The organism is Streptomyces flavalbus (assembly GCF_042674625.1).
Taxonomy (GTDB): Bacteria; Actinomycetota; Actinomycetes; order Streptomycetales; family Streptomycetaceae; genus Streptomyces; species Streptomyces flavalbus.
In genome coordinates this window covers 5,213,102-5,238,374 of record NZ_JBHTEB010000001.1, presented here as the reverse complement: position 1 = coordinate 5,238,374, position 25,273 = coordinate 5,213,102, and the positions used below count along the sequence as shown (strand labels likewise).

The following is a 25,273-nucleotide window of genomic DNA, read 5'->3' as shown; positions in this document are numbered from 1 at the left end:
ATGGCCTTTTTCATTCCGAGACACCTGTCCCGACCCGCGAGACGAATTCGTCCCAGTAGCCGGGCACCGTCTCCCAGGGGCTGGTGCCGGTGCGGGGGACGCGGTCGGTGAAGTAGATCGTCGCGGCGCCCTGCCAGCGCGCGAGGCGCAGGGCTTCTTCGAGGTGGCCGCGGGGCACTCCGTGCACGAAGTGGCAGAAGCGCTCGGGCGGGTGGTCGGCGGTCCACTCCGCCACCTGCGACCAGCGGTAGTCGCTCCAGGGGCCGCGGTAGGTGACGAGCTGGTCGGCGAGGTCGGCGTAGCCGGGGTGCGGGTGGCTGTCGTGGCCGAGGACGATGTGGGCATCGTCACGCAGGGCGCGGAGCGCGGTGATCGTGCGGCGGATCTCCGGGAGCGTGGCGCGGTCGGTGGGGCAGTGGTCGAGGTAGAAGCCGTCCACGTCGTACCAGTCGAGGTAGGGGGAGGCGGTGGAGCGGGTGGAGAGGGGGGTGCGGGTAGGGGGCAGGTGGCCGAGTACGCGGACTCCCGCTGTGCGCAGGCGGGTCGTTGCCTGGAGGCAGGCCGGGTCGAGGCGGGTGCCGGGGCCGTTGGCGACGTTCAGGACGACCCAGTGCAGGGGGGCTCCCGGGCGGGCCAGGTCGGCCCACTCCCTGGGGGCCAGCAAGGGGTGCGCGTAGCCGGGGACGCCTACCCCGGTGCCGGTGACGCGTCCGGCGGTGGTGGACTTCGGGCTGGTCAGATGCGACATGCGGCCTCCATCCAGATGTCGGCCAGGGACTCTTCGAGGTTGATCCGGGGGCGCCAGCCGAGCCGGTCGCGGGCGGTGCGGACGTCTGCCTGCTGCCAACTGCCGCAGCCGTCGGGGTACGGGTACGCGGCCGGGGGGAGGGGCGGTGGCGGGGCCGTGGGGTGCGTGGGGTGCGTGGGGTGGTCCGGGTCGTGGCGGGGGTGGCCGACCGTGTGGGCCAGGGCCGCGGAGTGGGGTCCGCCGGTGGTTGGGTGGCCGAGGCTGTGGGCCAGGGGGGACCTCAACGGGGGCGGGCCGTCCAGTTCGTGGAGGGCGCCGCCGTATCCGGCCACCCGGGCGAGGATGGCGGCGGCGTCGCGCAGGCGGACCGCGCGGCCGGAGCCGATGTTGATGACGCCCTGGGCGGCGGAGAGCGAGGCCGCGTGTACGGCGCGGGCCACGTCGCGGACGTCGATGAAGTCGCGCTGGACGCCGAGTCCGCCGAGCTTGAGTTCGCCGTCGCCGGTCTGCATGGCGCGGCGCATGGCCTCGGCGAGGCGGCCCAGGGGGGAGCCCGCGGGGGTGCCGGGGCCCGCGGGTGAGAAGACGCGCAGGACCACGGCGTCCAGGCCGGAGCCGAGGACCAGTTCGGTGGCGGCGAGCTTGCTGACGCCGTACGGGCCGCCGGGGCGGGGGACGGCGTCCTCGGCCGTGGAGGAGCCGGGCTGGCTGGGGCCGTACTCGGCGGCGCAGCCGATCTGTACGAGGCGGGCGCCGCAGCGGCTGCGGCGGAGGGCCTCGCAGACGGTGGCCACGGCGACGGTGTTGTGGCGGGTGAGGTCGCGGGCGCCGCCGCGGGTGGTGCCCGCGCAGTTGATGACGACGCCGGGGTGGACGGCGTCGAGGAAGCGGGTGAGCGCGCCGGGGCTGCCGGAGGCCAGGTCGAAGCGGACGTCGGCGTCGTCGCCGCGGCCCAGGGCGGTGAGCTGGACGGCCGGGTCGGCGAGGAGGCGGTCTGCCACGAAGCGGCCGAGGTAGCCGTTGGGGCCGATCAGCAGGACTCTCATCGTGCGGCTCCCGGGGTGAGGAGGGTTCGTGCGTGGGTGGTGGGAGTGGGGGGTTGGCGGGTGGTTCTCATGGTGTTCTCCTGCGGAGACCCTTGGGCTGGGCGTGCCTGCGGCAGCCCGTTTCGGTTCGTGGGGGTGCGCGGTGCGCTTTTCCGTCGTGGGGGGGTCGGGGCCGGGTCGGGGGTGTCCGTCCTCGCAACGGCGCGGGATCGGTTGGGGGTGAGGTGCCCGCGTTGACGCGCCAACCGCTGCGGGCGGACACCCCCGACCCGTCCCCTTGCGTCGTACGGCGGCTGCGGGCGTCAGCACGGTCCGTCCGGGTGTGCGTGGGCGCTCGCCCGGGTCAGCGTGCGGGTCGCGTGGAGGAGGAGGGTCAGTGCCGCCGTCCCGGAGACGAGGGCGGGGATGGCTCCCGGGCCCCAGGCGGCTACGACCGTTTCCACCGGGGTCGCCAGGAACGCGCAGTGTGGGAGGCGGGCCGTGAAGAGGGTCGCCAGGGCGAGGGTCTGGGTGGTGGCCGCGGCGGTGAGGGCCAGGGTGGGGGCGTGGGGGTGGCCGTGGGTCGCCAGGAGGCGGGAGAGGAAGAGGAGGGCGCCCAGGGTGATGGTCTGGGCGTAGGTCGCGGGGGTGTCGAGGAGGGTGGTGCAGGCGGCCAGGAGGGCCGTGAGGGAGGTGAGGTAGAGGGCGACGGTGGCCAGGAGGAGGGGGCGGACCGCGCTGGTGAAGTCCCCCAGGCGTGGGCTGGCCGTCAGTCGGCGGCGGGCGGCTGACGTGAAGCGGTGAGTGCACCAGGCGGCGGGGGCGCAGGCCAGGGCCAGGGTCAGGAGGGGGGTGGTGGTGATCGGCCAGGGGGGCTGGGGCAGTCCGGTCGGTGGGGTGTCCGGGCCGCCCGTGAGGGCCGTTTGGAGGAGGCCGTCGCCGAGTGCCGCGTAGGTGAGGAGCCAGAAGGTGGGGGTTGGCGAGAGGGGGCCCCTGAGGGCCAGGGTGACCGCCAGGAGGGCCGCCGCCGTCATGAGCAGGCGGGTGGAGCCGCCCTGGGGTAGGTGGGAGGCGGTCACCGCCGCTGCCGCCAGGGTGGCAGGGAGGAGGGCGCGGAGGGGGTGGGGGGCGGGAGCTGGCTGCGGTTGGGGGGTGGAGGGCGTCGTTTCGCGGGGGGAGCGGGCGTACATCTCTTCCGCCAGGGAGAAGACGTCTCGGTGGCGGAAGCGGGCCGCGGTGCGGTCGGTGATGCCGTGGGCCTCCAGGGCGGCGGCGATCTCCAAGGGGTCCACGGCGCGTTCGCACAGGTCGCGGTGGCGGTGCAGCAGGGTTCTGACCGGGTCCGCGGCGCTTCGGTGGGGGGTGGCTGCCGTCTGGTCGTTCATCGGGCTCCCTCCGTGGCCGTTGCGCGTACCGGTGGGCCCGGGGCCCAGGTGGGGGTGGCGCGGGCCTTGCGGTCGGTCCAGCGGCCGGGGAGGTGGGCCTCGGCGGGGACGGCGAACGGGAGGGGTTCGCCGGTGGCACCGAGGACGACTCGGCGGACCGGGCTGTGCGACACGATGTCGAGGTAGATGCCGTGGAAGGCGGCGATGTTCTGCTCCACGGTGAACAGTTCGAGGGCGCGGGCGCGGGCGGCGGCACCGAGGCGCGCACGGCGTCCGGCGTCGCGCAGCAGTGCCACGCAGGCTTCGGCGAGCGCCCTCGGGTTGCGCGGGGGGACGACCAGTCCGGTGCCGCCGATGACCTCCACCACGGCGCCGACGTCGGTGGAGACGGTGGCGCGACCGCAGAGCATGGCCTCGACCAGGCCGACCGGGAAGCCCTCGACGACGCTGGAGAGCACGCTCACGGCGCCCGAGGCATAGGCGTCCGCGAGGCTCGGGAAGTCGCCGGTCTCCTCGAAGGCCACGGGGTTGTCGCCGACGGCGTGCCGTCCCTCGGCCTCGTCCGGGAAGAGGTGGGCGGCGAGGGTCTTGCAGTGGGTGAGGTAGGCCGTGTTCGCGGTGGACGTGCCGATGACGCGGAGGCGGGTCCTCGGCTCGGCCTTGCGGACCTCCGCGAAGGCGTGCAGCAGGGAGACCAGGTCCTTGGCCGGTTCCACCTGGCCGACCCACACCAGCGTCCTGGGGTCGCCGCTGTGCGGTGCCTCTCCCACCTCGGCGAACGGCGTCGCGTCCAGGCCGGGGTAGACGGTGCGCAGTTTGGCCCGGTCGGCGCCGCAGCGTTCCTGCCAGCGGCGGGCGTGCCCGTTGCCCGGGGTGACGCAGGCGGCCTGCCGGTACACCTCGGCGGCGAGCCTGCCCTGGTAGGCGGCGAGCAGGGCGCGTACGGCCGGGGCGGTGTCCCCGGCGCCGGAGGTCAGGTGGTGGGCGCGCAGCCGGACGCCGTACTCGGTGACCAGCAGGGGTACGCCGGTGAAGTGCCGGGCGAGCAGTCCGGGCAGCGCGGCCGGGCCGCCGGAGGCCGCGTGGCACAGGTCCACGGCGCCGAGCGCGTCGTCCTCGTACCAGTCGAGGGAGAGGGGGCGCAGGGCGCGTTCCAGCCGCGCGGCCACGGCGAGCAGGTCCGGTACGCGCGCCGCCCGCACGGTGCGCCGGGCGCCCGGTGCGCGGCAGGCGCGCTCCAGGGTGCGTACGGCGGTCTCGGAGCGGAGGGCCGTGGGCAGGCCGCCGGTGTCGCGGGCCAGGTCCGCCAGCCCGTAGAGGGCGCTGGCGAAACGGTCCGCCTGAGAGGCGGAGACATCCAGGGTGGGAGTGGTCAGGACCGTCGCCAGGTCGCCGTAGTGCTCGGTGAAGCGGCGGCGGGCGCGCCTGCCGAGGGCCGGTCCGTCGTCCTCCGTCCGCCACAGCGGTACCGTGCGGACCGCTCGGACCTGCGGTGGCAGCGGGGGCCAGCCCTCGTTCTCCTGGCGCTTGCTGCGGCTGAGCGCGTAGACGTCGAACTCGTGCTGTCCGAGCCCGCGCACGAGCCGGTCGCACCAGAGCCTGGCCTCACCGTTCAGGTACGGATAGCCACCCTCCGTCAGCAGTCCGATGCGCACGAGTGCACCCCCGATCTCCCATATGAGGAGCCGCCGTTGGTTTCGACGGCTCGCGGCGGGACGAACGTATGCGGACAAGGCGGTGGTGCGACGGACGGTTGTCCGTCGCACCACCAAAAGGGGTGAACGGTCGTAACTTTCCCGTGCGGGCCGCGTTCGTCGCGCTACGGGTTCGGCTGCTTACGCACGGCTACCGGGGGTCAGCCCTTGGGGTACGGCCAGGCGTTGGGGCGGCAGCGGATGCCGTTGTACTCCAGGAACTTGGTCTGCTGCTGCATGACCGGCGCGAGGTCGCCCTCCTTGTCGCAGGTCACGTGCGAGTAGCCGAGGCGGTGGCCGACCTCGTGGTTGATCAGCATCTCGCGGTAGGCGTAGATCTGGTCGCCGTAGGTCTTGGCGCCGCGCGCCCACCGGTAGGCGTTGATCATCACGCGTTCCGTGGCGGCGGAGTCGCAGGAGACGTTGTCGATCGTGGTGTCCAGGCCGGACTTCGCACACCAGTCCGCCGTGGTGCCGGGGCTGGCCAGGGTGATCACGAAGTCGGGGTCGCCGGAGTGGATGCGCTCGAAGGTCCGGCCGCCGTTGTGGGCCCAGCTCCGGTTGTCGTTGAGGGTCTTCTGCACGGCCTGGGCGAAGAGTTCGCCGTCGAGGCCGAGTCCGTTCTCCACGTCCACCCGATAGGTGTACTTCTGGCCCTTCCCCGGCGCCTTGTCGATGCCCGGGATCGCCTCGAAGGTGCCCGGACCGTCGAGCTTGGGGCTGAGCGCGTACATCTTGCCCATCTTCTGCTCGTACGTCAGCGGGGCCGCGCTCGGTGACTCGGAGGGTGCGGGACGTCCGTCCGCCCGCGCCGGGGTCTCGCGCGTGTCCCGCGTCTGGGCCTGGCTCCCGGCGGCGCCGTCCTCGCCCCTGTCGGTGACCTGTCCGGCCACGACCACGGCCAGCACGGTCGTCACCGCGGCGGCGGCGACGCCCGTGAACGTCCGTCCCTTGCCGCCGCCCTTGACCGGCGCGGGCGCGCCGGTGGGCGGGGCGTCGTCGAGGTCCGTTTCCGTCTCCCAGCGGGTTGCCTTGGCGTACGGGTCCTTGGTGGCGACACCAGCCGAGGCCAGCGCGGACTCGTGAGCCCCCCGGGGCGCGAACAGGTCGTCGTCCTCGCCGTCGTCGAAGGCGTCTACGTACTCCTTGCGTGGTCCGCTCGGCGGCGTCTGCCGCGGGCGGGGTATGCCCGCGCCGGGTCTGCCGACCGGGCCAGCCGCCACCGGGCCCCTCAACTCGCCCCAGGCCCCGCCCTGTTCACGCTGCTCGGGATGCCCACCGCGCACCTGCGGACCACCGGGAACCCGGGGGGTGCCGCGCACCGGGGTGCCGTCGGGGAGCCGCGGAAAGCCGTGCGCGGGAGTGCCGTCCGCCAGCCGGGGCATCCCGTGCGCCGGGGTGCCGTCCGGCAGCCGCGGAAAGCCGTGCGCGGGAGTGCCGTCCGCCAGCCGGGGCATCCCGTGCGCCGGGGTCCCGTCCGGCAGCCTCGGGAAGCCGTGTGCGGGCGTCCCGTCCGGGAGTCTCGGGCCTCCGTGGGCCGGGCCGAACGCCTGCCCGTAAGCCGGGCCGTGTGTGGGGCCCTGCGCCGGGCCCGGTGTCGGTGCGTACGGCGCCCCGCCGCCCCCCTCCGGCGGCGCCGGTCGGCCACGGCCCTGGGCCGGGGCCGCGGGTGCGGCTGGCGTGGAACCTGGCGCCCCGCGCCGGTCCTTCGCCTCCGTGGTGCCGCCCTTGGGGGCTGGCCCCCGACGGCTGTGGCGTCCCACGTCGCGCCTCAGCTCCCCGAGTTGGCGGATTCGACCTGGTCGCCCGAGCGTACTGCACTCCGCGGGTGCCGCTCGGATACTGCCGTGTCCCCCGCCTCCGCGAGGAGTTCGCGGAACGCCGTGGCGACCGTGCGCGGATACTCCATCATCGCCACGTGCCCGGCCTCCGGCAGGGTGACCAGCCGGGAGTCGCGGAAGGCGCGCGCGGCCTTCTGGGCCATGCGGAAGCCGACGAGCTGGTCACGCCCGCCGTAGATCAGCAGCGTCGGCGCGAGCACCCGCTCGGCCTGCCGCCACAGGGCGTGCTGGCCGCCCAGTGTGTACGCGTTGACGATGCCCCGCGCGGAGCGGGCCATCGCGTCCCAGAAGTACGGCAGCCCCAACCGCCGTTCCATCTCCTCGACGGCGTGCCGGAACCCCTCGGGCGTCACCCGCGCGGGGTCGCCGTAGCAGAGCCCCAGGACGCCGCGGACGCGCTGCTCGGCCGTCCACTCCCGGGTGAGCCGGGTGAACAGTCCGGCCACGCCGGGCAGCGCGAGCAGCGCCGTGGGCACGGCGGTGCGCTGGACGCGGATCTCGGGCAGGGCGGGGGACACGAGGGTCAGCGTACGGACGAGATCGGGCCGTACGGCGGCGACACGGGTGGTGATGGCACCGCCGAGGGAGTTGCCGAAGAGGTGAACGGGTCCCCGGCCGGAGGCGTCGAGGTAGCGGATGACCGCACGCGCGTGTGCCGTGACCGAGTAGTTGCCGTCGTCCGGGGGCGGGGAGTCGCCGAAGCCGGGCAGGTCGATGGCCTCGCTCTCGACGACGTCGTCCAACAGGGGCATCAGCGCCGACCAGTTCTGCGAGGAACCGCCGAGGCCGTGGACGTACAGCGCGGGCGGCAGGCCCTCGCGCGCGGGTGGTCTCGAACGGACCGTCAGCGTGATGCCCGGCAGCCCCACCGACCTCAGCCGCTCGCCCTCCGCGACCCTGACGGGCGCCACCTTCGGCAGGACGTTTGCGGGCGGCGCGGGCGGCAGCTCGGTCGAAGACATGCGGCAATGTTACGAGACGATCACGTACTGGTTCATGTGTTCGCCCTCACAAGGTGCCACTGAGGGTCGCGAGGCGTCACGCCGCGTACGCGGGTCGCCGCCCCCTTTCCCGCCCGCCGCCGGATGCGCAGCCTGTGACGTCCCGTGCGCGGACCGCATGGCGTCCGGATCGGGTGTCTCCTACGCTCGTACAGAGGGCACCCGCATGTGGCCCCTGCATCTTTCGGGGACCTTAGGTAGGACGGGGACGTTAGTTCAGGCAGGAAGGGAGCCCCATCATGGCCGTCGACCCCACCGATCCCGAGACCTTCGAGGACGACGACGTACAGGAAGAGCCGGACTTCGACGTGGAGGCACCGGAGCCGGACGCGGCCGAGCAGCAGAAGAACGTCGCCCCCGACCGGGACGATCCGCTGACCGGCGTGGACCCCGCGCGGGCCAACGAGGCCGACCTCGCGGAGCAGGCCCGGGTCGTCCCGCTGGACGAGGACGACTACCGATGATCCGTTCAGTGTGCAAGCACCGCTGAACAGCAGGACGAACAGGAACGAGGAGCTTTTTGCCCGCTTCGCACCCGTTCAAAGCCCTTGGTATGGCTCTCGCCGCAGTCCGGTCCGTGAAATTCTGCCTGCGCACCGCGCACAGCACGGTTACCGAAAAGTACGATGGCGGCGCGGCGCACACCGCATGTGGACGATCTTGGGAGGCGGCGTGACAGCCATCGAGCAGACAGAGGCGGCACGCCCGCGAGGTACGCGCCTGCCGCGCCGTGCCCGTCGGAACCAGTTGCTGGGCGCCGCCCAGGAGGTCTTCGTGGCGCAGGGCTACCACGCCGCCGCGATGGACGACATCGCCGAGCGCGCGGGCGTCAGCAAGCCGGTGCTCTACCAGCACTTCCCCGGCAAGCTGGACCTGTACCTCGCCCTGCTGGACCAGCACTGCGAGTCGCTGATCCAGTCCGTACGCCACGCGCTGGCCTCGACGACCGACAACAAGCAGCGCGTCCGCGCGACCATGGACGCCTACTTCGCGTACGTCGAGGACGACGGCGGCGCCTTCCGGCTGGTCTTCGAGTCCGACCTGACGAACGAGCCCGCCGTGCGCGAGCGCGTCGACAAGGTCACGACCGAGTGCGCGGAGGCCATCTGCGACGTCATCGCCGAGGACACCGGCCTCTCGCGCGCGGAGTCGATGCTGCTGGCCTCGGGCCTCGGCGGGCTCGCGCAGGTGGTGGCCCGCTCCTGGCTGCACAGCGACCGCAGCGTCCCGCGCGACGAGGCGGTCCAGTTGCTGGCCTCGCTCGCGTGGCGGGGCATCGCGGGCTTCCCGCTGCACGGCACCGACCAGCCGCAGCACTGACCCCCGCGCGGGGGGGGCGCGGCTTTGTTCCCGCCCGCTGTTCACTCCTAGCGTTCTCGCGCGGAGCGTGCGCGTCCCCTCACCGGGCTAATGTGTGCACCGTACGGCGCGGAGGTCCGCGCACTTCACTGACCGTCGGAGGGACATAGCCGTGGAGGTCAAGATCGGCGTGCAGCACGCGCCCCGCGAGATCGTTCTGGAGAGCGGTCAGAGCGCCGAGGAGGTCGAGCAGGTCGTCGCCGAGGCGCTCGCCGGGAAGTCGCAGTTGCTGAGCCTGGTGGACGAGCACGGCCGCAAGCTCCTGGTCCCGGCCGACCGGCTCGCCTACGTGGAGATCGGCGAACCGGCCCCCCGCAAGGTGGGGTTCGGCGCGCTCTAGGCACATCGCTCGCGGAGGGCGGGGCCCGGCGGCCAGCACAGGCTGCCGCACCCCGCCCTCCGTCGTTCCCGGACCGTCCCGCACGGGCCGCTGGACGCCGCCCCCCCCGGTCGCTGAACCCCGCCCCCGGTCGATGCCGCGGGCGCCCGCCGTCGCTCACACCACGCGCACAGGTCCCCCACAGAAGAGGATTGCGTTCCGCAGGTCAGGGGTAAGACGGGCTACGACCGTTAGGGCAGGACGGCCGCGTGGGAGGACCCCGACATGCTCTTGGTAGCGATCAGCTCCGCGATCCTCGGCCTGGCACTGGCGTGGGCCGCCGCCCACCGCCTGCCGCACCGGCTGCCCGCCCGTCCCCTGGTCCTGTCCACCGGTGTCGCCGGGGCCCTGTTCGGCGCGTTCGTCACGCACAGCGCCGTCGACGCCGGGGGCTTCCTGACCGTCCTCGTCGGCGCGGCGATCCTGTCCGCCGCGTCCCTGTCCCTGCTGCTGCGCCCCGCGGGCAGACTGCGCCGCCGCTCGGCGACCGCCTGAACCACCGCCGGGCGCGGCGCTCACGGCGCGGACGGCACCGGCGGCGGAACCCCGGGCGCTGACGGCGGCGGGTCAGGCGGCGAGCCCCAGCGCCGCCATCCGCTTGGTGTGCGCCTCCGTGATCCGGGAGAACATCCTGCCGACCTCCGCGAGGTCGAAGCCGTCCGCGACGCCGCCCACCAGCATCGTCGACAGCGCGTCCCGGTCGGCCACCACCCGCTGGGACTGCGACAGCGCCTCCCCCATCAGCCGCCGCGCCCACAGCGCGAGCCGCCCGCCCACGCGCGGGTCGGCGTCGATCGCCGCCCGCACCTTCTCCACGGCGAAGGTGGCGTGCCCGGTGTCGTCGAGGACGGCCAGCACCAGGCCCCGGGTGTCGGAGTCCAGGCGGGCCGCGACCTCACGGTAGAAGTCGCTGGCGATCGAGTCACCGACGTACGCCTTGACGAGGCCCTCCAGCCAGTCCGAGGGCGCCGTCTGCTTGTGGAAGCCGTCGAGCGCGGCCACGAACGGCTCCATCGCGCTGGTGGGCTCCTCGCCGATCTCGGTGAGCCGGTCCCGCAACCGCTCGAAGTGGTGGAACTCCGCCGACGCCATCTTCGCCAGCTCCGCCTTGTCCGCGAGGGTCGGCGCCAGCTTGGCGTCCTCCGCCAGCCGCTCGAACGCCGCCAGCTCGCCGTACGCGAGCGCCCCGAGCAGGTCCACGACCGCGGCCCGGTACTGCGGATCGGCGGCGGCAGCGGCCCAGTCCTGGGCGGCGACGCCGGTGTGCTCGGCCCGGGCGTCGGGAGCGGGGGACGTACCGGTGGCCGTCGTCTTCTCGGCGGCCTTGTCAGGCTTGTCAGAGCTGGTCATGCAGCGCACAATAGCCCGCTCACGGCGGCCCGGAAGGCCCTGGTCAGTCACTGTGACCACGACGACCCGGACCGATGTGACGACCACTACATGACCGAATCGGCCATCGCATATGCGCGATTCCGGGGTATGGTGGTAATGCGCCTGCTGAGTACGCCGTCGTATCTCGACGTACCTCGACAGGCGGTACGTATGAGGATGCCCGGTCGGTGGCCCGATCGGCTCCGACCCGACAGCCCTCCCTGACCGTACGCCCCTGTGCGTACGACGATCGGAGGGAACCCTCAGCGGTACGAGTGCTAGAGCGTCGGCAGAGGTCCCGTGCTCTACGGCCGCCGTAAGGCGGCCGTCGTCCCCGGCACGGTCCGACACGACCCCCGCGCTCGCCTCGCACCGCGCACACAGAAGAGGCAGCACCCTGACTACGACGTTTCGACAGCTCGGAATCCTCCCCGAGACCGCCGAGGCCCTTGACGCCGTCGGCATCACCACCCCCTTCCCCATCCAGGAGATGACGCTCCCCGTGGCCCTCTCGGGCACGGACGTCATCGGCCAGGCCAAGACCGGCACCGGCAAGACGCTCGGCTTCGGTCTTCCGCTCCTCGAGCGCGTCACCGTCCCCGCCGACGTGGAGGCGGGCCGCGCCCGCCCCGAGGACCTCACCGACGCCCCCCAGGCGCTCGTCGTCGTGCCCACCCGCGAGCTGTGCACCCAGGTCACCAACGACCTCCTCACCGCGGGCAAGGTGCGCAACGTCCGGGTCCTCGCGATCTACGGCGGCCGGGCCTACGAGCCCCAGGTCGAGGCCCTCAAGCAGGGCGTCGACGTGGTCGTGGGCACCCCGGGCCGACTGCTGGACCTCGCCGGGCAGAAGAAGCTCGACCTCAAGCACGTGCGCTGCCTGGTCCTCGACGAGGCCGACGAGATGCTCGACCTGGGCTTCCTGCCCGACGTCGAGAAGATCATCAACATGCTCCCGGCCAAGCGCCAGACCATGCTGTTCTCGGCGACCATGCCGGGCGCGGTCATCGGCCTGGCCCGCCGCTACATGTCGCAGCCGACCCACATCCGCGCCACCGCGCCGGACGACGAGGGCGCCACGGTCGCCAACATCAAGCAGCACATCTACCGCGCGCACTCCATGGACAAGCCGGAGATGGTCGCCCGCATCCTGCAGGCCGAGGGCCGCGGACTGGCGATGATCTTCTGCCGCACCAAGCGGACCGCCGCCGACATCGCCGACCAGCTCCAGCGCCGCGGTTTCGCCGCCGGCGCGGTCCACGGCGACCTCGGCCAGGGCGCCCGCGAGCAGGCGCTGCGCGCGTTCCGCAACGGCAAGGTCGACGTGCTGGTCTGCACCGACGTCGCCGCCCGCGGCATCGACGTCGAGGGCGTCACCCACGTCATCAACTACCAGACGCCGGAAGAGGAGAAGACGTACCTGCACCGCGTCGGCCGCACCGGTCGCGCGGGCAACAAGGGTACGGCGATCACGCTGGTCGACTGGGACGACATCCCGCGCTGGCAGTTGATCAACAAGGCCCTCGGCCTGGACTTCAACGACCCGCCGGAGACGTACTCCACCTCCCCGCACCTCTTCGCCGAGCTGGGCATCCCCGAGGGCACCAAGGGCGTCCTGCCGCGCTCGGAGCGCACCCGTGCCGGGCTGGCGGCGGAGGAGCTGGAGGACCTGGGCGAGCCAGGTGCGCGCACCGCGCGCCGTGGTGGCCGCCGTGGCGACTCCCGCCCCGCCGACGGCCGCTCCGGCAGGCGTGACCGCTCCGGTGACGCCGCCCCGGACGCGGGCGACGGCGACCGTTCCTCCCGTACGCCGCGGCGCCGCCGCCGGATGCGCGCCGGGGCCCCGGTCGACGCCACCGCCGCCGCGACGCCGACCGCGCAGTCCCCGGACGCGCTCGACGCCGCCGAGGCGGAGACCGTCCCGGCGCCGCGCACCCCGCGCCGCCGTCGCCGTACCCGTGGCGGGGCGCCCTCGGAGACGGCCGCCGCCGAGGCCGCCGTGACGCGGGCGGAGGGCCCGGCCGTCCTGGACGACCAGCCCGAGACCCCGCTCGCCCCGGTGCCGGACGACGCGGAGGAGGCCGCCGCCAAGCCGCGCCGCCGCCGCACCCGCAAGAGCGCCGCCAGCGAGGTCACCGCCGAGGTGGAGACCACGGCCACCGCCGAGATCCCGGCGCAGGCCACCGTCACGGCCGAGTCCGAGGCCGCCGAGGCCAAGCCCCGTCGGCGTACGACGCGCAAGACGGCGGCGTCGGCCGAGGCCGCCGTGGACACCGCCGAGGGCACGGAGGCCAAGCCCCGCCGCACCCGCAAGAAGGCCACCGCCGCCGAGGTGACGGAGGCGACGGAGGCCCCGGAGGCGACGGAGGAGCAGCCCAAGCCCCGCCGCCGCACCCGCAAGACCGCGGAGGCCCCTGAGGCGACGACGGCGACGACGGCCACGACCGCCACGACGCCCGCTGACACCGTCGAGACGGTCACCGAGGCCAAGCCCAAGCGCACCCGCAAGGCCGCCACGACCGCCGCGACCGCCGAAGCCGCGGTGGACACCGCCGAGGGCACCGACGCCAAGCCGCGCCGCACCCGCAAGAAGGCCACCGCCGCCGAGGTCGCGGAAGCCCCGGAGGTGACGGAGGAGCAGCCCAAGCCCCGCCGCACCCGCAAGACGGCCGTCAAGAAGGCCACGGCGTCCGCCGAGATCCCGGCCCAGGCGGCCGGGCAGGAGCCGGAAGCCGCCGAGGCCAAGCCGAAGCGCACCCGGACCCGCAAGACGGCGGCCCCCGCACCGGAGGCCGAGGCCGCGTCCGGGGCCGAGGTCAAGCCGCGGACCCGCCGCACCACCCGCAAGGCCACGGTCGCCGCGGAGTCCACGGACGCCTGACCGGCGCGGCACGCGGTCACGGCGCCGCGCGCATCCGATGGCCCGGCCCCCAGCTCGTCTGGGGGCCGGGCCATCGGCGTACCCTCACCCCGTGACCGCTCCCTCGCCCTCCCCCTCCCCCTTCTTCACCCCGCCGCCCGCCGCCCGCGCCTACGCGCTCGCCACCGACCGCGGCGAGTTCGCCGTCGTGGACCACCCGGCGGCGTCCGGCACCGAAGTCCGTGGGGTCGCGTTGCTGCTGCCCGGGTTCACCGGCAGCAAGGAGGACTTCCACCTCGTGCACGAACCGCTCGCCGCGCGCGGGTACCGCACGGTGGCCGTGGACGGCCGGGGGCAGTTCGAGTCGGACGGTCCCGCGGACGACGAGACGGCGTACCTGCGGCGCGAGTTGGCCCGGGACGTGCTCGCCCAGGCGGCGGCCCTGGCACCGGACGCGGACGGCGTCCCGCTGCACCTGCTCGGGCACTCCCTCGGCGGTCAGATCGCCCGTGCGGCGGTCCTGCTCGACCACGCGCCGTTCCGTTCGCTGACGCTGGTGTCGTCCGGTCCGGCGCGGATCTCCGTGTCCCAGCAGCAGCGGGTGAAGCTGCTGCACGACGCGCTCGCCGGGCTGTCGATGGCCGAGGTGTGGGAGGCGATCCAGGCGATGGGCCCGCCCGAGGAGGTCGGCGGCCCGGCCCGTGGCCTCGGCGGCACCGACCATCTGCGGCGCCGCTGGCTGGGCCACAAGCCCGCCCAACTCCTCGCGACCGGGCGTCAGTTGTGCACCGAGCCGGACCTGGTCGACGAGCTGGCCGCCGTGCCGCTGCCGTACCACGTCCTGTCGGGTGAGCGGGACGACACCTGGCCGCTGCCGCTGCTGGACGACATGGCGGTACGGCTGCGCGCCCGCCGCACGGTCGTCCCGGGCGCCGAGCACTCCCCCAACGTGGACCAGCCGCTGCCCACCGCCGAAGCCGTCGCCGACTTCTGGGACACGGTGACCGGCTGACCCCGAACACCGTCAGTACTGCGTCTGCAGGTGGTCCCAGAACCCGTCCCGCAGCGCCCGCCGCAGGTCCGCCTGGCCGCGCAGGGAGTACTGGAGCATCCCCTCCGCCTCCACCAGCAGGTCCTGGTCGACGGGTCCAGGGAGGTAGGGGTGGCCGGGCATCAGCTCCACCAGCGCCTCGCGGCCCCGGTCGGCCAGCCACTTGGCGGCGATCTGGGCGCCCACGAAGCGGACGTCCTCGCGGGTGGGCCGGGTGGCACCGGCCTCGTAGGCGGGGACGGTGCGCCGTGCGACGTACGGCTTGAAGAAGTCCAGGTCGAGGGTGCGCTGGCTGTCGACCTCCCAGAGCAGCGGCTCGGCCTGGTTGCGGCCCTCCGGCGCCTCGATGCCCCACAGGTGCACCCGGGCGCCGTACCCCTGTGCCGCCTCGACCGCCGACACCAGGTCCTCGTCGCCGCCGAGCAGGGCAGCGTCGCTGATGGCGCGGTGCCGGGCGAGGGACTCCAGGTCGGTGCGGATGAGGGAGTCGACGCCCTTCTGCTGGTTGTTGGCGTTGAGGTTGCCGAGGCGGACCTTCACGTCGGGCAGTTCGGCGATGGTCTGCTGCTCGGCGGTGTGGATGCGGCGCCGGGCGCCGTCGTACCAGTAGACGCGCAGCAGCCTGCTGTCGGCGAAGATCGTGCGGGCCCGGTCGATCAGGGCGTCGATCAGGCCCTCGGCGTCCAGGTCGAAGGCGCGGCGGTCCTCGGTTCCGGCGACGAGTCGGCCCGCGGCCGCGTAGAGGTACCCGGCGTCGACGAAGATCGCATGGGTGGACGGGGTCTTCGCCACCTCGGCGAGCATCCGTTCCAGCAGCTCGTTGGTGCGGTCGATGCGGGCGTTCAGGGCCGCGAGGTCATCGTTCATCAGCTCCATTGTCCCGGCGGTCACGCTATGAACACAACCGGTCCCGATCGGTCCTCAATCGATCACGCCCAGAGACACTTACCGGTCAGTAATTAGCCGTTCGAAAAATTTCTTTAGCGTAGGGAATGTTTGTAACAAGCGAAGAGTTGCATACGTAAGTGAACAACGCAGACCGGACGAAGGGAGAAGTCATGCGCTTCGAGATCATGCGACTCGACGACGTCGACGGCACGCCCGTGGACACCACCGTCGTGGACGCCGCCTCCGTCAACCGGATCGTCCAGCAGGCCGCCGCGATAGGCCAGCGGCTGTGGATCCGCCCCGCCGACCCCACGGCGTCGTAAGGACGCTCAGGCCCCCTGGATCACCTGGGTGACCCCGTTGATGATCTGCTGCACGGCGATCGCCGACAGCATCATCCCCGCCAGCCGGGTCACCAGCACCACCCCGCCGTCCTTGATGACCCGGATGATCAGCAGCGAGTAACGCATCACCAGCCACAGCACCACGTGGATGGCGAGGATCGCGACCCACACGGACACCTGCGACCCGACACTGTCCGCCTTCTGCACGGCCAGGATGACCGACACGATCGCCCCCGGCCCGGCCAGCAGCGGCATACCCAGCGGTACGAGCGCCACGTTGACGTCCTTGGTCGCCTTCGGCTCGTCGTTCTTGCCGGTGAGCAGGTCGAGCGCGATCAGCAGGAGCAGCAGCCCGCCCGCGATCATGAGGGCGGGCACGCTGACGTGCAGGTAGTCGAGGATCTGGTGACCGAGCAGGCCGAAGACGGCGATCACCCCGGCGGCGACGCAGACGGCCTGGAAGGCCATCCGCTTCTGCGCCTTGGCGGGCCGCCCCGCGGTCAGACCGAGGAAGATCGGGGTGATCCCAGGGGGATCCATGATGACAAAAAGGGTCAGGAACAGAGAGCCGAAGACGGCAACGTCGAACATGGGGGTACTGGCCTTGCGGTGAAAGAGGAAGAAGCAGAAGAAGAAGAGGAAGGGAAAGGAACCGGGGCTACGGCGCTCAGGCCGCCCCGCCGGTCCCCGGCACCGGGAACGCCCCCGTCGCCCGCCGGGTGATCTCGCCGTAGACCTCGGGGTCCGTGGTGTACTCACCGAGCACGCAGGTCTTGCGGCTGCCGTGGTAGTCGCTGGAGCCGGTGACGAGCAGTCCCAACTCCTTCGCCAGCCCGCGCAGCCGCGCCCTGGTGTCGAGGTCGTGGTCCATGTGGTCGACCTCGATGCCGTCCAGGCCCGCGGCGGCCAGCTCGGCGATCGTGGACTCGGGGACGGTGCGCCCGCGCTTGGCGGCGCCCGGGTGCGCGAAGACGGCCACACCGCCCGCGCCCTTGATCAGCCGGATCGCCTCGAAGGGGTCCGTCTCGTGCTTCTCCACGAAGGCCCGGCCGCCGTCGGCCAGCCAGTCCTGAGTGAAGGCGTCGCCCACGGTCGGTACGACACCCAGCTCGACCAGCGCGGACGCCACGTGCGGGCGCCCCACCGAGCCGTCGCCCGCGATCCGCGCGACCTGCTCCCAGGTGACCGGCACGCCCAGCGCGTTCAGCTTGGCGATCATGCCCTTGGCCCGCGGTGTGCGGTCGTCGCGCACCAGCTCGCGCTCCGCGAGCAGCGCGGGCTCCTCGGCGTCGAAGAGGTAGGCGAGCATGTGCATACTCACGCCGTCGACGCGGCAGGACAGCTCGGCCCCGGTGACGAGGGTGACCCCCTCGGGCAGCGCGGCGATCGCCTCGGCGTGCCCCCGGGTGGTGTCGTGGTCGGTCAGCGCGACGACGTCGAGCCCGGCCGCGGCGGCGCCGCGCACCAGCTCGGCGGGGCTGTCGGTGCCGTCGGAGGCGTTGGAGTGGGTGTGCAGATCGATGCGCACGACACGGACTCCAAGCGACGACGGACCAGACGAGGACAATTGATACTAACGGTTCCCCGACCCCCCTTGTCACACCCGAACCTGGCGTTCACCCCCTACTAACGTCGGGGTAACGCCGGACAGGGCGGGGCGCCCTACGGCTCGAGCAAGCGCGGCGACAGCGCCCCGCAGGGCACCAGCTCCACCTCCGCGCCCGCGTCCCGCAGGTCCGTCAGCACCAGTTCGTCGTACATCAGCAGCCCGGACTGCTCGGGCCAGACGACCGCCCACAGCCACATCCCGAGCGCCTCGCCCGCGAACACGGCGCGGTCGTCCGGGGTGCCGGAGACCAGCCAGAGCGGGGTGGGGCGGCCCGCGGCGAGGACCTTGGCCTGGGCGGGTTTCTCGACGTTCATGTACGGCCCCGGGTCCGGACCGTCTATGCCCGCGTAGCGGGCGCCGAGGCCGACGCCGAGTTCCTCGGCGACGAGGATCAGCTCACCGACCCCGCCCAGCGGCCCCGGCCCGGTGCAGGCCACCGCCGAGGCGCGGCCGCCGCTGCGGTCGTCGCCCGCGCTGGCCACGCCGGTGAAGAGCCAGCCGACCGGCAGCGGCCACGGCATCCACACGGGGACCTGGGTGCGGTGCACGACGACGCTGAGGGCCTCGACGCTGGGCGGGATCACGGGCTGCACCGGATGCACCGTGCCATGGGCATCACACTGCCAGGAATCGGCGAAGAGACCGGGAGCCCTGACCCGGCCACCACACTTCGGGCAACTGGGTTCGCCCCTCATAGGGCCCCACGGTCCTACCCGCGCCCCGCCACGTCAAGGACGATCACCCGTCCGGAGGGAACGCCTCCGGAACGTGTCCGCGAGACAAGTGCATGTATGTTACATTAATTAGCCGAGCTAACTTACTGCGTGCATACACCACCGATCCGAACGGGAGCACACATGGACCCCCTCGACGCGGGAGCGGGCGGCATCCTGCGGCAGCCGAAGGCCGTCTGGGCGACGGCGGGCGCGTCCGTCGTCGCCTTCATGGGCATCGGACTCGTCGACCCGATCCTGCCGTCCATCGCCACCGGCCTGGACGCCACCGCCAGCCAGGTCTCCCTGCTGTTCACCTCGTACTTCCTGATCACCGCCGTGGCGATGCTGGTCACCGGCTTCGTCTCCAGCCGCGTCGGCGGTCGCAGGACCCTGCTGCTCGGTCTCGCCCTGGTCGTCGTCTTCGCCGGACTGTCCGGCACCTCCGGCTCGGTCGGGGAACTCGTCGGCTTCCGGGCGGGCTGGGGCCTCGGCAACGCGCTGTTCGTCTCCACCGCCCTCGCGGTCATCGTCGGCGCGGCGGCCGGGGGCAGCGCGGCGGCGATCCTGCTCTACGAGTCCGCCCTCGGCCTCGGCATGGCCTGCGGTCCGCTGCTGGGCGCGCTGCTCGGGGACGCGAGCTGGCGCTACCCGTTCTTCGGCACCGCGTTCCTGATGGCGGTCGGGTTCCTGTGCGTCACGGCGTTCCTCCGGGAACAGCCCAGGCCCGCCAGGAAGACCTCGCTGCTCGACCCGCTCAGGGCGCTCGGCCACGGCGGTCTCGCGTCCGCCGCGGCCTCGGCGTTCTTCTACAACTACACGTTCTTCACCGTGCTGGCCTTCACCCCGTTCGTCCTCGACATGAGCCCGTACCGGTCGGGCGCCGTGTTCTTCGCCTGGGGTGTGCTGCTCGCCGTGTTCTCCGTGCTGGTCGCCCCGCGCCTCCAGGAGCGGTTCGGCTCGCTGGCGGTGCTCGGCGGCTCGCTGCTGCTGCTCGCCGCCGACGTGCTCGTCCTCGGCTACGGCGACCACACCACCGCCGTCGTCTGCACCGTCCTGTCGGGCGCGTTCATCGGCGTGAACAACACCGTCTACACCGAACTGGCGCTCGGCGTGTCGGACGCGCCGCGCCCGGTGGCGAGCGCGGGCTACAACTTCGTGCGCTGGTTCGCCGCGGCGGCGGCGCCCTACCTCGCGCCGAAGATCGAGGAGTGGACCGACGCGCGCGTGCCGTTCGTGGTCGCCGCGGTCACCGCCGTGCTCGGGGCGCTCATCGTCGTCGTACGGCGGCGGGCGCTCACCCTGGAGGCGGAGCGGCTCCAGACGCGGCACGCGGCCGAGGACAGGGTGGGCGTCTTCGCCAACTGACCGCTGTCACACGGTGAGATGGGTCACTCCAGCGGTACGGAGGCGCGGGCGGGGTCGCGCAGGTCCGTGCCGTGGGTCAGCCAGCGCTCCTGGAGGGCCGCCGCGCCGTGCACCCGCTTCCAGGCGGCCTCGTTGGGCGTCATCGGCAGCAACGGCAGGAAGCGCACGGGGTCCAGCGGCTCGTCCAGCTCCAGGTCCTCGACCAGACCGCCCGGCTCCGCGACCAGCACCGAGGTGAACGCGGCGCCGGGCCACAGCGGTTCACCCGTGTCCAGGGAGGCGCCGGGCGCCACCACGACACCCTCGACCTGCGGGGACGCGGCCAGCACCGCGAGCGGGCGGAGCACCTTGTCGGTGTCGGCGCGCCCGGCGCGCACCGACAGCAGCAGCTCGGCGCGCGGCCCCCTGACCGGGTCGGCGAGCATCGCCGTGGGGTCGGCCATGGGCTGCGCGGACATGCCGAGGGTGGCGTAGCGGACGATGTCTCCCCCGTCCCCCTGCTGGAACCGGAGCACCTCGATACGGTCCGTACCGAGGAAGGTGACCGCGGCGCGGGCGTCCGGTTCACCGAGCGCGGTGCGCAACCGGGCCTCGACAAGGGGAAGAACATCAGTCATGCGGCGAGCATAGATCTCGTCAGTACCAGGCAAAGCAGCGTCTTGACACTTCTGTCGGCTGATACTCTTGGCCGGTGGTCGGGCAGCCCGCGGCAGCGTCGCGCATCAGCCCGACGCCGAAGGAACTCCCTTACGAGGGACCGGCCGGAGGAGGTGGGGCTGTCATGGATCGAAGTCGACCTGGTAGTACCACTCGTTCTTCCGGCTGCTGAACCCCGCTGCTCTCGCTGCCCCTGGCCTTCCCGCCTCTCGCGGCTCTCCGCTCGCCTTCGCTCCGGAAGAGCACTTCGTTTCGCCTTGCTCGAGTCTTGCCTGATCTGCCTGATCTCAGTCAGCAGCGAAGCTCGCCACCGTGACGGTGCGGTGCTCCCCGCTTTGTGGACGTGCCAAACATCCCGAAGTCAGGACGTCCCCATTCCGGGCAGTTCCACCCGTCGAGGCGACCTTGCGTTGCTCGCTCGCGAAGGAGCCCGCCATGTCGATGATCCGCGACCTGCGTGCCGTGGTCCGTCCGTCCCGTCCCGTCACGCGCCAGGACCCGGGCGAGTACGACACCACCCGTGACCCCGCGAGTTCCTCCGCCGTCGTGGACTGTGCCGTCTACCGCGACGGCGCCCGGCTGGAGTCCGCCAAGCCGCTGACGCCGCAGGAGGCGATGCGTCAGGTGCGCCGGGACGGGGGGTTCGTCTGGATCGGGCTGCACGAGCCGACCGAGGCCGAATTCGCGGACATCGCCACCGAGTTCGGGCTGCACCCGCTGGCCGTGGAGGACGCCGTGCAGGCGCACCAGCGGCCCAAGCTGGAGCGGTACGACGACTCCCTGTTCACGGTCTTCAAGACCGTGCACTACGTCGAGCACGACGAGCTGACCGCCACGAGTGAGGTCGTGGCCACCGGCGAGGTCATGTGCTTCACCGGGCGGGACTTCTTCATCACCGTCCGGCACGGCGGGCAGGGTTCGCTGCGGGCGCTGCGGCACCGGCTCCAGGACGACCCCGAACTGCTGGAGAAGGGCCCGTCGGCGGTGCTGCACGCCATCGCCGACCATGTCACCGACGGGTACATCGCCGTCGCGGACGCCCTCCAGGACGATGTCGACGAGGTCGAGACCGAGGTCTTCTCGCCGGGCCGCAAGGGCAGTCCGCGCGGCACCGACGCCGGGCGGATCTACCAGCTCAAGCGTGAGGTGCTGGAGTTCAAGCGGGCGGTGGCGCCGCTGCTGCGGCCGATGCAGCTCCTGAGCGAGCGGCCGATGCGGCTGATCGACCCCGACATCCAGAAGTACTTCCGGGACGTCGCCGACCACCTCGCCCGGGTGCAGGAGCAGGTCACCGGCTTCGACGAGCTGCTCAACTCCATCCTCCAGGCCAACCTCGCGCAGGCGTCCGTCGCCCAGAACGAGGACATGCGGAAGATCACCTCATGGGCCGCCATCATCGCCGTACCGACCATGGTGTGCGGGGTGTACGGCATGAACTTCGAGCACATGCCCGAACTGGGCTGGCGGTACGGCTATCCCCTGGTCCTCGGCGTCACGGCGGTCATCTGCGTCGGCATCCACCGCACCCTGAAGCGCAACGGCTGGCTGTAGGGGTTCTACGCTGGGCGCATGACTGGAGAGCTGCTGGAGCGGGCGCTCGTGGAGGAGGCCACCAAGAAGTCCGGCCTGGTCTGGGTGCGGGGCGCTGGTGCCCCCGCCGCCCGGGGGCTGTGGCACGTGTGGCACGAGGGCGCGGCCTGTGTGATCGGGGACGGCCCGGGCGAGCAGCCGCTGCCGGGGCTGACCGACGGCGCCGAGGCCGAGGTGACCGTCCGCAGCAAGGACAAGGGCGGACGGCTCGTGAGCTGGACGGCGCGGGTGGTGGAGCTGGCGCCGGGCTCGCAGGCGTGGGCGGCGGCGGTCGCGGAGCTGAAGGGCAAGCGCCTCAACGCGCCCGACGGCGAGGCCATGCCCGACCGCTGGCGGCGTGAGTGCCGGGTGCTGCGGCTGGAGCCGACCGGCGGCACCGCGCCGCTGCCGGACGGTCCGCTGGCCGAGGCGCCGCTGCCGAGCCCGGCGACGACCCGGCGGCCGATCCCGGCCGGGCTGCCGCGGCTGCTGTTCAAGAGGCGCGGGAAGCGGTCATAGGCGGCGCTCTCAGGATGTCGGGAGCTGCTGGCCGTAGTCGACCGTCTCGTCCTTCGCGGGCTCCTTGAGGGCGAAGTCCTTCCCCCACTCGGAGAAGCTCAGGGTGCCCGCGTTGCCGCCGCGGACCAGGCGCAGCGGGTACGGCTTGCCCTCCAGGGAGACGTCGAGGGTGCCGCCGGTGCCCTGGTCGCCGGTGATGCGGATGGTGCGGACGCCGGACTGCTCGTGGTGGCCGTCGGTCGCCAGGGTGCCGTGCAGGGTCAGCAGGCTGTCCAGGAGCACGTCCTTGTCGGTGAACGTGCTGAACCTCTGGTACGAGGGGTCCTTCTCGGGCACCTTCACGTACTTGCCGCCGAGCTTCTCGCCGGTGGCGGCGTCGTCGGAGCCGCCCTTGCCGTCACCGCCGTCGCCGTCCTCGCTGTTCCAGAAGTCCGCGTCGGCCATCAGGAACAGTTGGTCGCCCACCCGCAGCAGCCGGAAGGTGGCCCCCTGGGCGGTGACCGAGCCGGTGCCGCCGTCCGGCTTCAGGCGCATGTCCAGCTCATAGGTGCGCCCGCTGGCGACGACCGTCCCGGCCAGGTGCACGGCGTCCACGGAACCGGCGGCGGCGAGGGTCTTGGCCTGGATCTTCTCGGGGGGCAGCTTGCCGACCCCGTTGGTGCCCGCGTCCGGGTCGTCGTCGCCGCCGCACCCCGTCAGCAGCGTGCCCGCCACGGCCAGGGCGCACATCCCGCCCGCCAGGGCGCTACGGCCGCGGTGACGGCCCTGGGGAATCGCAGTCACAGGTGAGGCTGCCTTTCCGACGTCTCGTTCAGCGGCGTACGCAGCGTACCGGTGCGCCGCGCCGCAGCCGGAGCCAGTCCGTCCGGACCGCTCACCGAGGCGGAGCCGATCGGGACGGGCTAGCCTGAAGCCCACACCAGGGGGCAAAAGGGAAAAGACGGAAGGTACGCCAGGAACACTCCAGGAAAAGGAGGCGCGGTACATGGCAGCGGGCGCCCCCCGGATCTTCGTCTCCCACCTCGCCGCGGTCCCCGTCTTCGATCCGAACGGCGACCAGGTGGGCCGGGTCCGCGACCTCGTCGTCATGCTGCGCGTCGGCCGACGCCCGCCGCGGGTGCTCGGACTGGTCGTCGAACTCGCCACCCGCCGCCGGATCTTCCTGCCCATGACCCGGGTGACCGGCATCGAGTCCGGCCAGGTCATCACCACCGGCGTGCTCAACGTCCGGCGCTTCGAGCAGCGCCCCACCGAGCGGCTGGTCTTCGGGGAGCTGCTGGACCGGCGCGTCCGCCTCGTCGAGACCGGCGAGGAGGTCACCGTCCTCGACCTGTCGGTGCAGCAGCTCCCGGCGCGCCGGGACTGGGAGATCGACCGCGTCTTCGTGCGCAAGGGCAGAAGGGGCGGCGCCTTCCGCCGCGCCAAGGGCGAGACGCTCACCGTCGAGTGGTCGGCGGTCAGCGGCTTCTCCCTGGAGGAGCACGGGCAGGGCGCCGAGAGCCTGCTCGCCACCTTCGAGCAGCTCCGCCCCGCCGACCTCGCCAACGTCCTGCACCACCTCTCCCCCAAGCGCCGCGCGGAGGTCGCCGCCGCCCTCGACGACGACCGGCTGGCCGACGTACTGGAGGAACTCCCGGAGGACGACCAGATCGAGATCCTCGGCAAGCTGAAGGAGGAGCGCGCCGCGGACGTCCTGGAGGCGATGGACCCCGACGACGCCGCCGACCTGCTGGCCGAGCTGCCCACCGACGACCAGGAGCGGCTGCTGAGCCTGATGCAGCCCGGCGACGCGGCCGACATGCGGCGGCTGATGGCGTACGAGGAGCACACCGCGGGCGGGCTGATGACGACCGAGCCGGTCGTGCTGCGGCCGGACGCCACCGTCGCCGACGCCCTCGCCCGGGTCCGCAACCGCGACCTCTCCCCCGCGCTCGCCGCCCAGGTGTACGTCTGCCGCCCGCCCGACGAGACCCCGACCGGCAAGTACCTCGGCACCGTGCACTTCCAGCGGCTGCTGCGCGACCCGCCGTACACCCTGGTCAGCTCGGTCATCGACGACGACCTCCAGCCGCTCGCGCCGGACGCGCAACTGCCGCTGGTCGCCGGGTTCTTCGCGGCGTACGACATGGTCGCGGCGCCCGTCGTGGACGAGTCGGGGTCGCTGCTCGGGGTGGTGACCGTGGACGACGTACTGGACCACATGCTGCCCGAGGACTGGCGGGAGACGGAGTTCCACCTGGACGAGGGGGTCGACGCCGGTGGCTCCTGAGCGCGACACCGGCCGCGAGCGCGCCCCGGCCGGGGCCACCGCCAGCACCCGGGGCCGACCCCGTCTCGACCAGCCGCGCCCGCCCAGGCGGCGGCTGCTGCCGGAGTGGGACCCGGAGGCGTTCGGGCGGCTGTCGGAGCGGATCGCCCGGTTCATCGGCACCGGGCGGTTCCTGGTCGGGATGACGATCGTCATCATCACCTGGGTGCTGTGGAACATCGTCGCCCCGCCCAGCGTGCGCTTCGACGAGTACCCGTTCATCTTCCTGACCCTGGCGCTCTCCCTCCAGGCGTCGTACGCCGCCCCGCTGATCCTGCTGGCGCAGAACCGGCAGGACGACCGCGACCGCGTCAACCTCGAACAGGACCGCAAGCAGAACGAGCGGTCCATCGCCGACACCGAGTACCTGACCCGGGAGATCGCCGCGCTGCGCATCGGACTGGGCGAGGTCGCCACCCGCGACTGGCTCCGCTCCGAGTTGCAGGACGTGGTGAAGGAGCTGGAGGAGCGCACCAACGGGCACCACGGACAATCCGGGCAGCGCGTATTCCCGGCGGAACGGTCACCGGGACGTGACGTACGCGACCGCTGACGGGGCTCTCGGGGCACGCGCGGGGCGCCGT

25 protein-coding genes are annotated in these 25,273 nt (G+C 72.8%); 12 read left to right on the top strand and 13 right to left on the bottom strand.

Translation table 11 applies throughout. The features are described from left to right. Positions 1–10: 10 nt before the first annotated feature. The 6 genes from ACFQZ6_RS23680 to ACFQZ6_RS23655 form a co-directional block, all read right to left on the bottom strand. Positions 11–748, bottom strand: a complete 738-nt coding sequence (locus ACFQZ6_RS23680; RefSeq protein ID WP_381612225.1) for a spherulation-specific family 4 protein — start codon at positions 746–748, stop codon at positions 11–13. Further along, on the bottom strand, positions 736–1,794 hold the full coding sequence (locus ACFQZ6_RS23675; protein WP_381612224.1) for an NAD-dependent epimerase/dehydratase family protein: 1,059 nt from the start codon (positions 1,792–1,794) through the stop codon (positions 736–738). The genes ACFQZ6_RS23680 and ACFQZ6_RS23675 overlap by 13 nt, the downstream gene beginning before the upstream one ends. A gap of 302 nt (positions 1,795–2,096) precedes the next feature. After that, positions 2,097–3,158 (bottom strand): hypothetical protein, encoded by a 1,062-nt coding sequence (locus ACFQZ6_RS23670; RefSeq protein WP_381612223.1) that lies wholly within the window; start codon positions 3,156–3,158, stop codon positions 2,097–2,099. Next, on the bottom strand, positions 3,155–4,813 hold the full coding sequence (locus ACFQZ6_RS23665) for a DUF3492 domain-containing protein (RefSeq protein WP_381612221.1): 1,659 nt from the start codon (positions 4,811–4,813) through the stop codon (positions 3,155–3,157). The genes ACFQZ6_RS23670 and ACFQZ6_RS23665 overlap by 4 nt, the downstream gene beginning before the upstream one ends. A 200-nt stretch (positions 4,814–5,013) precedes the next feature. After that, positions 5,014–6,615 (bottom strand): DUF3152 domain-containing protein, encoded by a 1,602-nt coding sequence (locus tag ACFQZ6_RS23660; protein ID WP_381612219.1) that lies wholly within the window; start codon positions 6,613–6,615, stop codon positions 5,014–5,016. Between the two features lie 8 nt (positions 6,616–6,623). Continuing rightward, positions 6,624–7,655 (bottom strand): alpha/beta fold hydrolase, encoded by a 1,032-nt coding sequence (locus ACFQZ6_RS23655; protein ID WP_381612218.1) that lies wholly within the window; start codon positions 7,653–7,655, stop codon positions 6,624–6,626. A 278-nt stretch (positions 7,656–7,933) separates the two neighbouring features. Here ACFQZ6_RS23655 and ACFQZ6_RS23650 point away from each other — a divergent pair, with 278 nt between their 5' ends. The 4 genes from ACFQZ6_RS23650 (at position 7,934) to ACFQZ6_RS23635 (ending at position 9,927) form a co-directional block, all read left to right on the top strand. Beyond that, on the top strand, positions 7,934–8,158 hold the full coding sequence (locus ACFQZ6_RS23650) for a hypothetical protein (protein WP_381612216.1): 225 nt from the start codon (positions 7,934–7,936) through the stop codon (positions 8,156–8,158). A 208-nt stretch (positions 8,159–8,366) separates the two neighbouring features. Then, on the top strand, positions 8,367–9,014 hold the full coding sequence (locus ACFQZ6_RS23645) for a TetR/AcrR family transcriptional regulator (protein WP_381612214.1): 648 nt from the start codon (positions 8,367–8,369) through the stop codon (positions 9,012–9,014). 151 nt (positions 9,015–9,165) lie between these two features. After that, entirely contained in the window at positions 9,166–9,393 is a 228-nt protein-coding gene (locus ACFQZ6_RS23640; protein ID WP_210923027.1) for a DUF3107 domain-containing protein, read from the top strand. A 264-nt stretch (positions 9,394–9,657) separates the two neighbouring features. Beyond that, positions 9,658–9,927 (top strand): hypothetical protein, encoded by a 270-nt coding sequence (locus tag ACFQZ6_RS23635; protein ID WP_381612212.1) that lies wholly within the window; start codon positions 9,658–9,660, stop codon positions 9,925–9,927. A gap of 72 nt (positions 9,928–9,999) precedes the next feature. Here ACFQZ6_RS23635 and ACFQZ6_RS23630 read toward each other — a convergent pair whose 3' ends face one another. Continuing rightward, on the bottom strand, positions 10,000–10,782 hold the full coding sequence (locus tag ACFQZ6_RS23630) for a ferritin-like fold-containing protein (protein WP_381612210.1): 783 nt from the start codon (positions 10,780–10,782) through the stop codon (positions 10,000–10,002). A gap of 511 nt (positions 10,783–11,293) precedes the next feature. Between ACFQZ6_RS23630 and ACFQZ6_RS23625 the strand changes: the two genes are divergently transcribed. After that, positions 11,294–13,684: a DEAD/DEAH box helicase gene (locus tag ACFQZ6_RS23625; protein ID WP_381612208.1), complete on the top strand. Its 2,391-nt coding sequence runs from the start codon at positions 11,294–11,296 to the stop codon at positions 13,682–13,684. 91 nt (positions 13,685–13,775) lie between these two features. Further along, positions 13,776–14,675, top strand: a complete 900-nt coding sequence (locus ACFQZ6_RS23620) for an alpha/beta fold hydrolase (protein ID WP_381612206.1) — start codon at positions 13,776–13,778, stop codon at positions 14,673–14,675. Between the two features lie 12 nt (positions 14,676–14,687). Here the strand turns inward: ACFQZ6_RS23620 and ACFQZ6_RS23615 are convergent, their stop codons facing one another. Then, positions 14,688–15,581: an NYN domain-containing protein gene (locus ACFQZ6_RS23615; protein WP_381612205.1), complete on the bottom strand. Its 894-nt coding sequence runs from the start codon at positions 15,579–15,581 to the stop codon at positions 14,688–14,690. Between the two features lie 191 nt (positions 15,582–15,772). Here ACFQZ6_RS23615 and ACFQZ6_RS23610 point away from each other — a divergent pair, with 191 nt between their 5' ends. After that, positions 15,773–15,925, top strand: a complete 153-nt coding sequence (locus tag ACFQZ6_RS23610) for a hypothetical protein (RefSeq protein ID WP_360215009.1) — start codon at positions 15,773–15,775, stop codon at positions 15,923–15,925. Positions 15,926–15,931: 6 nt separating this feature from the next. Here the strand turns inward: ACFQZ6_RS23610 and ACFQZ6_RS23605 are convergent, their stop codons facing one another. The 3 genes from ACFQZ6_RS23605 to ACFQZ6_RS23595 all read right to left on the bottom strand — a co-directional run bounded on the left by ACFQZ6_RS23605 (position 15,932) and on the right by ACFQZ6_RS23595 (position 18,250). Then, complete coding sequence (locus ACFQZ6_RS23605; RefSeq protein WP_381612203.1) at positions 15,932–16,537, bottom strand: MarC family protein; 606 nt, start codon at positions 16,535–16,537, stop codon at positions 15,932–15,934. Positions 16,538–16,613: 76 nt separating this feature from the next. Next, complete coding sequence (locus ACFQZ6_RS23600) at positions 16,614–17,474, bottom strand: PHP domain-containing protein (RefSeq protein WP_381612202.1); 861 nt, start codon at positions 17,472–17,474, stop codon at positions 16,614–16,616. Between the two features lie 134 nt (positions 17,475–17,608). Beyond that, the gene (locus ACFQZ6_RS23595; protein ID WP_381612200.1) at positions 17,609–18,250 is read right to left on the bottom strand and encodes a DUF6758 family protein; all 642 of its coding nucleotides are present in this window, start codon (positions 18,248–18,250) and stop codon (positions 17,609–17,611) included. Positions 18,251–18,412: 162 nt separating this feature from the next. Here ACFQZ6_RS23595 and ACFQZ6_RS23590 point away from each other — a divergent pair, with 162 nt between their 5' ends. Beyond that, positions 18,413–19,636: an MFS transporter gene (locus ACFQZ6_RS23590; RefSeq protein ID WP_381612199.1), complete on the top strand. Its 1,224-nt coding sequence runs from the start codon at positions 18,413–18,415 to the stop codon at positions 19,634–19,636. A 23-nt stretch (positions 19,637–19,659) separates the two neighbouring features. Here ACFQZ6_RS23590 and ACFQZ6_RS23585 read toward each other — a convergent pair whose 3' ends face one another. Then, positions 19,660–20,253, bottom strand: a complete 594-nt coding sequence (locus ACFQZ6_RS23585; RefSeq protein ID WP_381612197.1) for a suppressor of fused domain protein — start codon at positions 20,251–20,253, stop codon at positions 19,660–19,662. A 475-nt stretch (positions 20,254–20,728) separates the two neighbouring features. Between ACFQZ6_RS23585 and ACFQZ6_RS23580 the strand changes: the two genes are divergently transcribed. Together ACFQZ6_RS23580 and ACFQZ6_RS23575 are read left to right on the top strand one after the other, a co-directional pair. Beyond that, positions 20,729–21,844 carry a magnesium and cobalt transport protein CorA gene (locus tag ACFQZ6_RS23580; protein WP_381612195.1) on the top strand — a complete coding sequence of 372 codons (1,116 nt, stop codon included), beginning with the start codon at positions 20,729–20,731 and terminating at the stop codon, positions 21,842–21,844. An 18-nt stretch (positions 21,845–21,862) separates the two neighbouring features. Beyond that, positions 21,863–22,381 (top strand): hypothetical protein, encoded by a 519-nt coding sequence (locus tag ACFQZ6_RS23575; protein WP_381612193.1) that lies wholly within the window; start codon positions 21,863–21,865, stop codon positions 22,379–22,381. Between the two features lie 9 nt (positions 22,382–22,390). Here the strand turns inward: ACFQZ6_RS23575 and ACFQZ6_RS23570 are convergent, their stop codons facing one another. Beyond that, complete coding sequence (locus tag ACFQZ6_RS23570; RefSeq protein WP_381612191.1) at positions 22,391–23,164, bottom strand: hypothetical protein; 774 nt, start codon at positions 23,162–23,164, stop codon at positions 22,391–22,393. Positions 23,165–23,366: 202 nt separating this feature from the next. Between ACFQZ6_RS23570 and ACFQZ6_RS23565 the strand changes: the two genes are divergently transcribed. Together ACFQZ6_RS23565 and ACFQZ6_RS23560 are read left to right on the top strand one after the other, a co-directional pair. Further along, a complete protein-coding gene (locus ACFQZ6_RS23565) occupies positions 23,367–24,650 on the top strand; it encodes a magnesium transporter MgtE N-terminal domain-containing protein (RefSeq protein ID WP_381612189.1) in 1,284 nt (427 codons plus the stop codon). Further along, positions 24,640–25,242, top strand: coding sequence for a DUF1003 domain-containing protein (locus ACFQZ6_RS23560; RefSeq protein ID WP_381612187.1), 603 nt, complete (start codon positions 24,640–24,642; stop codon positions 25,240–25,242). The genes ACFQZ6_RS23565 and ACFQZ6_RS23560 overlap by 11 nt, the downstream gene beginning before the upstream one ends. Positions 25,243–25,273: the final 31 nt, after the last annotated feature.

What these genes read in the sequence shown, in the direction of transcription:
- ACFQZ6_RS23630 (WP_381612210.1), bottom strand. Translation starts at nt 10,782, where the DNA reads ATGACCAGCTCTGACAAGCCTGACAAGGCCGCCGAGAAGACGACGGCC.
- ACFQZ6_RS23585 (WP_381612197.1), bottom strand. Translation starts at nt 20,253, where the DNA reads ATGACTGATGTTCTTCCCCTTGTCGAGGCCCGGTTGCGCACCGCGCTC.
- ACFQZ6_RS23595 (WP_381612200.1), bottom strand. Translation starts at nt 18,250, where the DNA reads ATGAGGGGCGAACCCAGTTGCCCGAAGTGTGGTGGCCGGGTCAGGGCT.
- ACFQZ6_RS23605 (WP_381612203.1), bottom strand. Translation starts at nt 16,537, where the DNA reads ATGTTCGACGTTGCCGTCTTCGGCTCTCTGTTCCTGACCCTTTTTGTC.
- ACFQZ6_RS23670 (WP_381612223.1), bottom strand. Translation starts at nt 3,158, where the DNA reads ATGAACGACCAGACGGCAGCCACCCCCCACCGAAGCGCCGCGGACCCG.
- ACFQZ6_RS23610 (WP_360215009.1), top strand. Translation starts at nt 15,773, where the DNA reads ATGCGCTTCGAGATCATGCGACTCGACGACGTCGACGGCACGCCCGTG.
- ACFQZ6_RS23655 (WP_381612218.1), bottom strand. Translation starts at nt 7,655, where the DNA reads ATGTCTTCGACCGAGCTGCCGCCCGCGCCGCCCGCAAACGTCCTGCCG.
- ACFQZ6_RS23625 (WP_381612208.1), top strand. Translation starts at nt 11,294, where the DNA reads ATGACGCTCCCCGTGGCCCTCTCGGGCACGGACGTCATCGGCCAGGCC.
- ACFQZ6_RS23580 (WP_381612195.1), top strand. Translation starts at nt 20,729, where the DNA reads ATGTCGATGATCCGCGACCTGCGTGCCGTGGTCCGTCCGTCCCGTCCC.
- ACFQZ6_RS23635 (WP_381612212.1), top strand. Translation starts at nt 9,658, where the DNA reads ATGCTCTTGGTAGCGATCAGCTCCGCGATCCTCGGCCTGGCACTGGCG.
- ACFQZ6_RS23575 (WP_381612193.1), top strand. Translation starts at nt 21,863, where the DNA reads ATGACTGGAGAGCTGCTGGAGCGGGCGCTCGTGGAGGAGGCCACCAAG.
- ACFQZ6_RS23590 (WP_381612199.1), top strand. Translation starts at nt 18,413, where the DNA reads ATGGACCCCCTCGACGCGGGAGCGGGCGGCATCCTGCGGCAGCCGAAG.
- ACFQZ6_RS23680 (WP_381612225.1), bottom strand. Translation starts at nt 748, where the DNA reads ATGTCGCATCTGACCAGCCCGAAGTCCACCACCGCCGGACGCGTCACC.
- ACFQZ6_RS23675 (WP_381612224.1), bottom strand. Translation starts at nt 1,794, where the DNA reads ATGAGAGTCCTGCTGATCGGCCCCAACGGCTACCTCGGCCGCTTCGTG.
- ACFQZ6_RS23615 (WP_381612205.1), bottom strand. Translation starts at nt 15,581, where the DNA reads ATGAACGATGACCTCGCGGCCCTGAACGCCCGCATCGACCGCACCAAC.
- ACFQZ6_RS23565 (WP_381612189.1), top strand. Translation starts at nt 23,367, where the DNA reads ATGGCAGCGGGCGCCCCCCGGATCTTCGTCTCCCACCTCGCCGCGGTC.
- ACFQZ6_RS23650 (WP_381612216.1), top strand. Translation starts at nt 7,934, where the DNA reads ATGGCCGTCGACCCCACCGATCCCGAGACCTTCGAGGACGACGACGTA.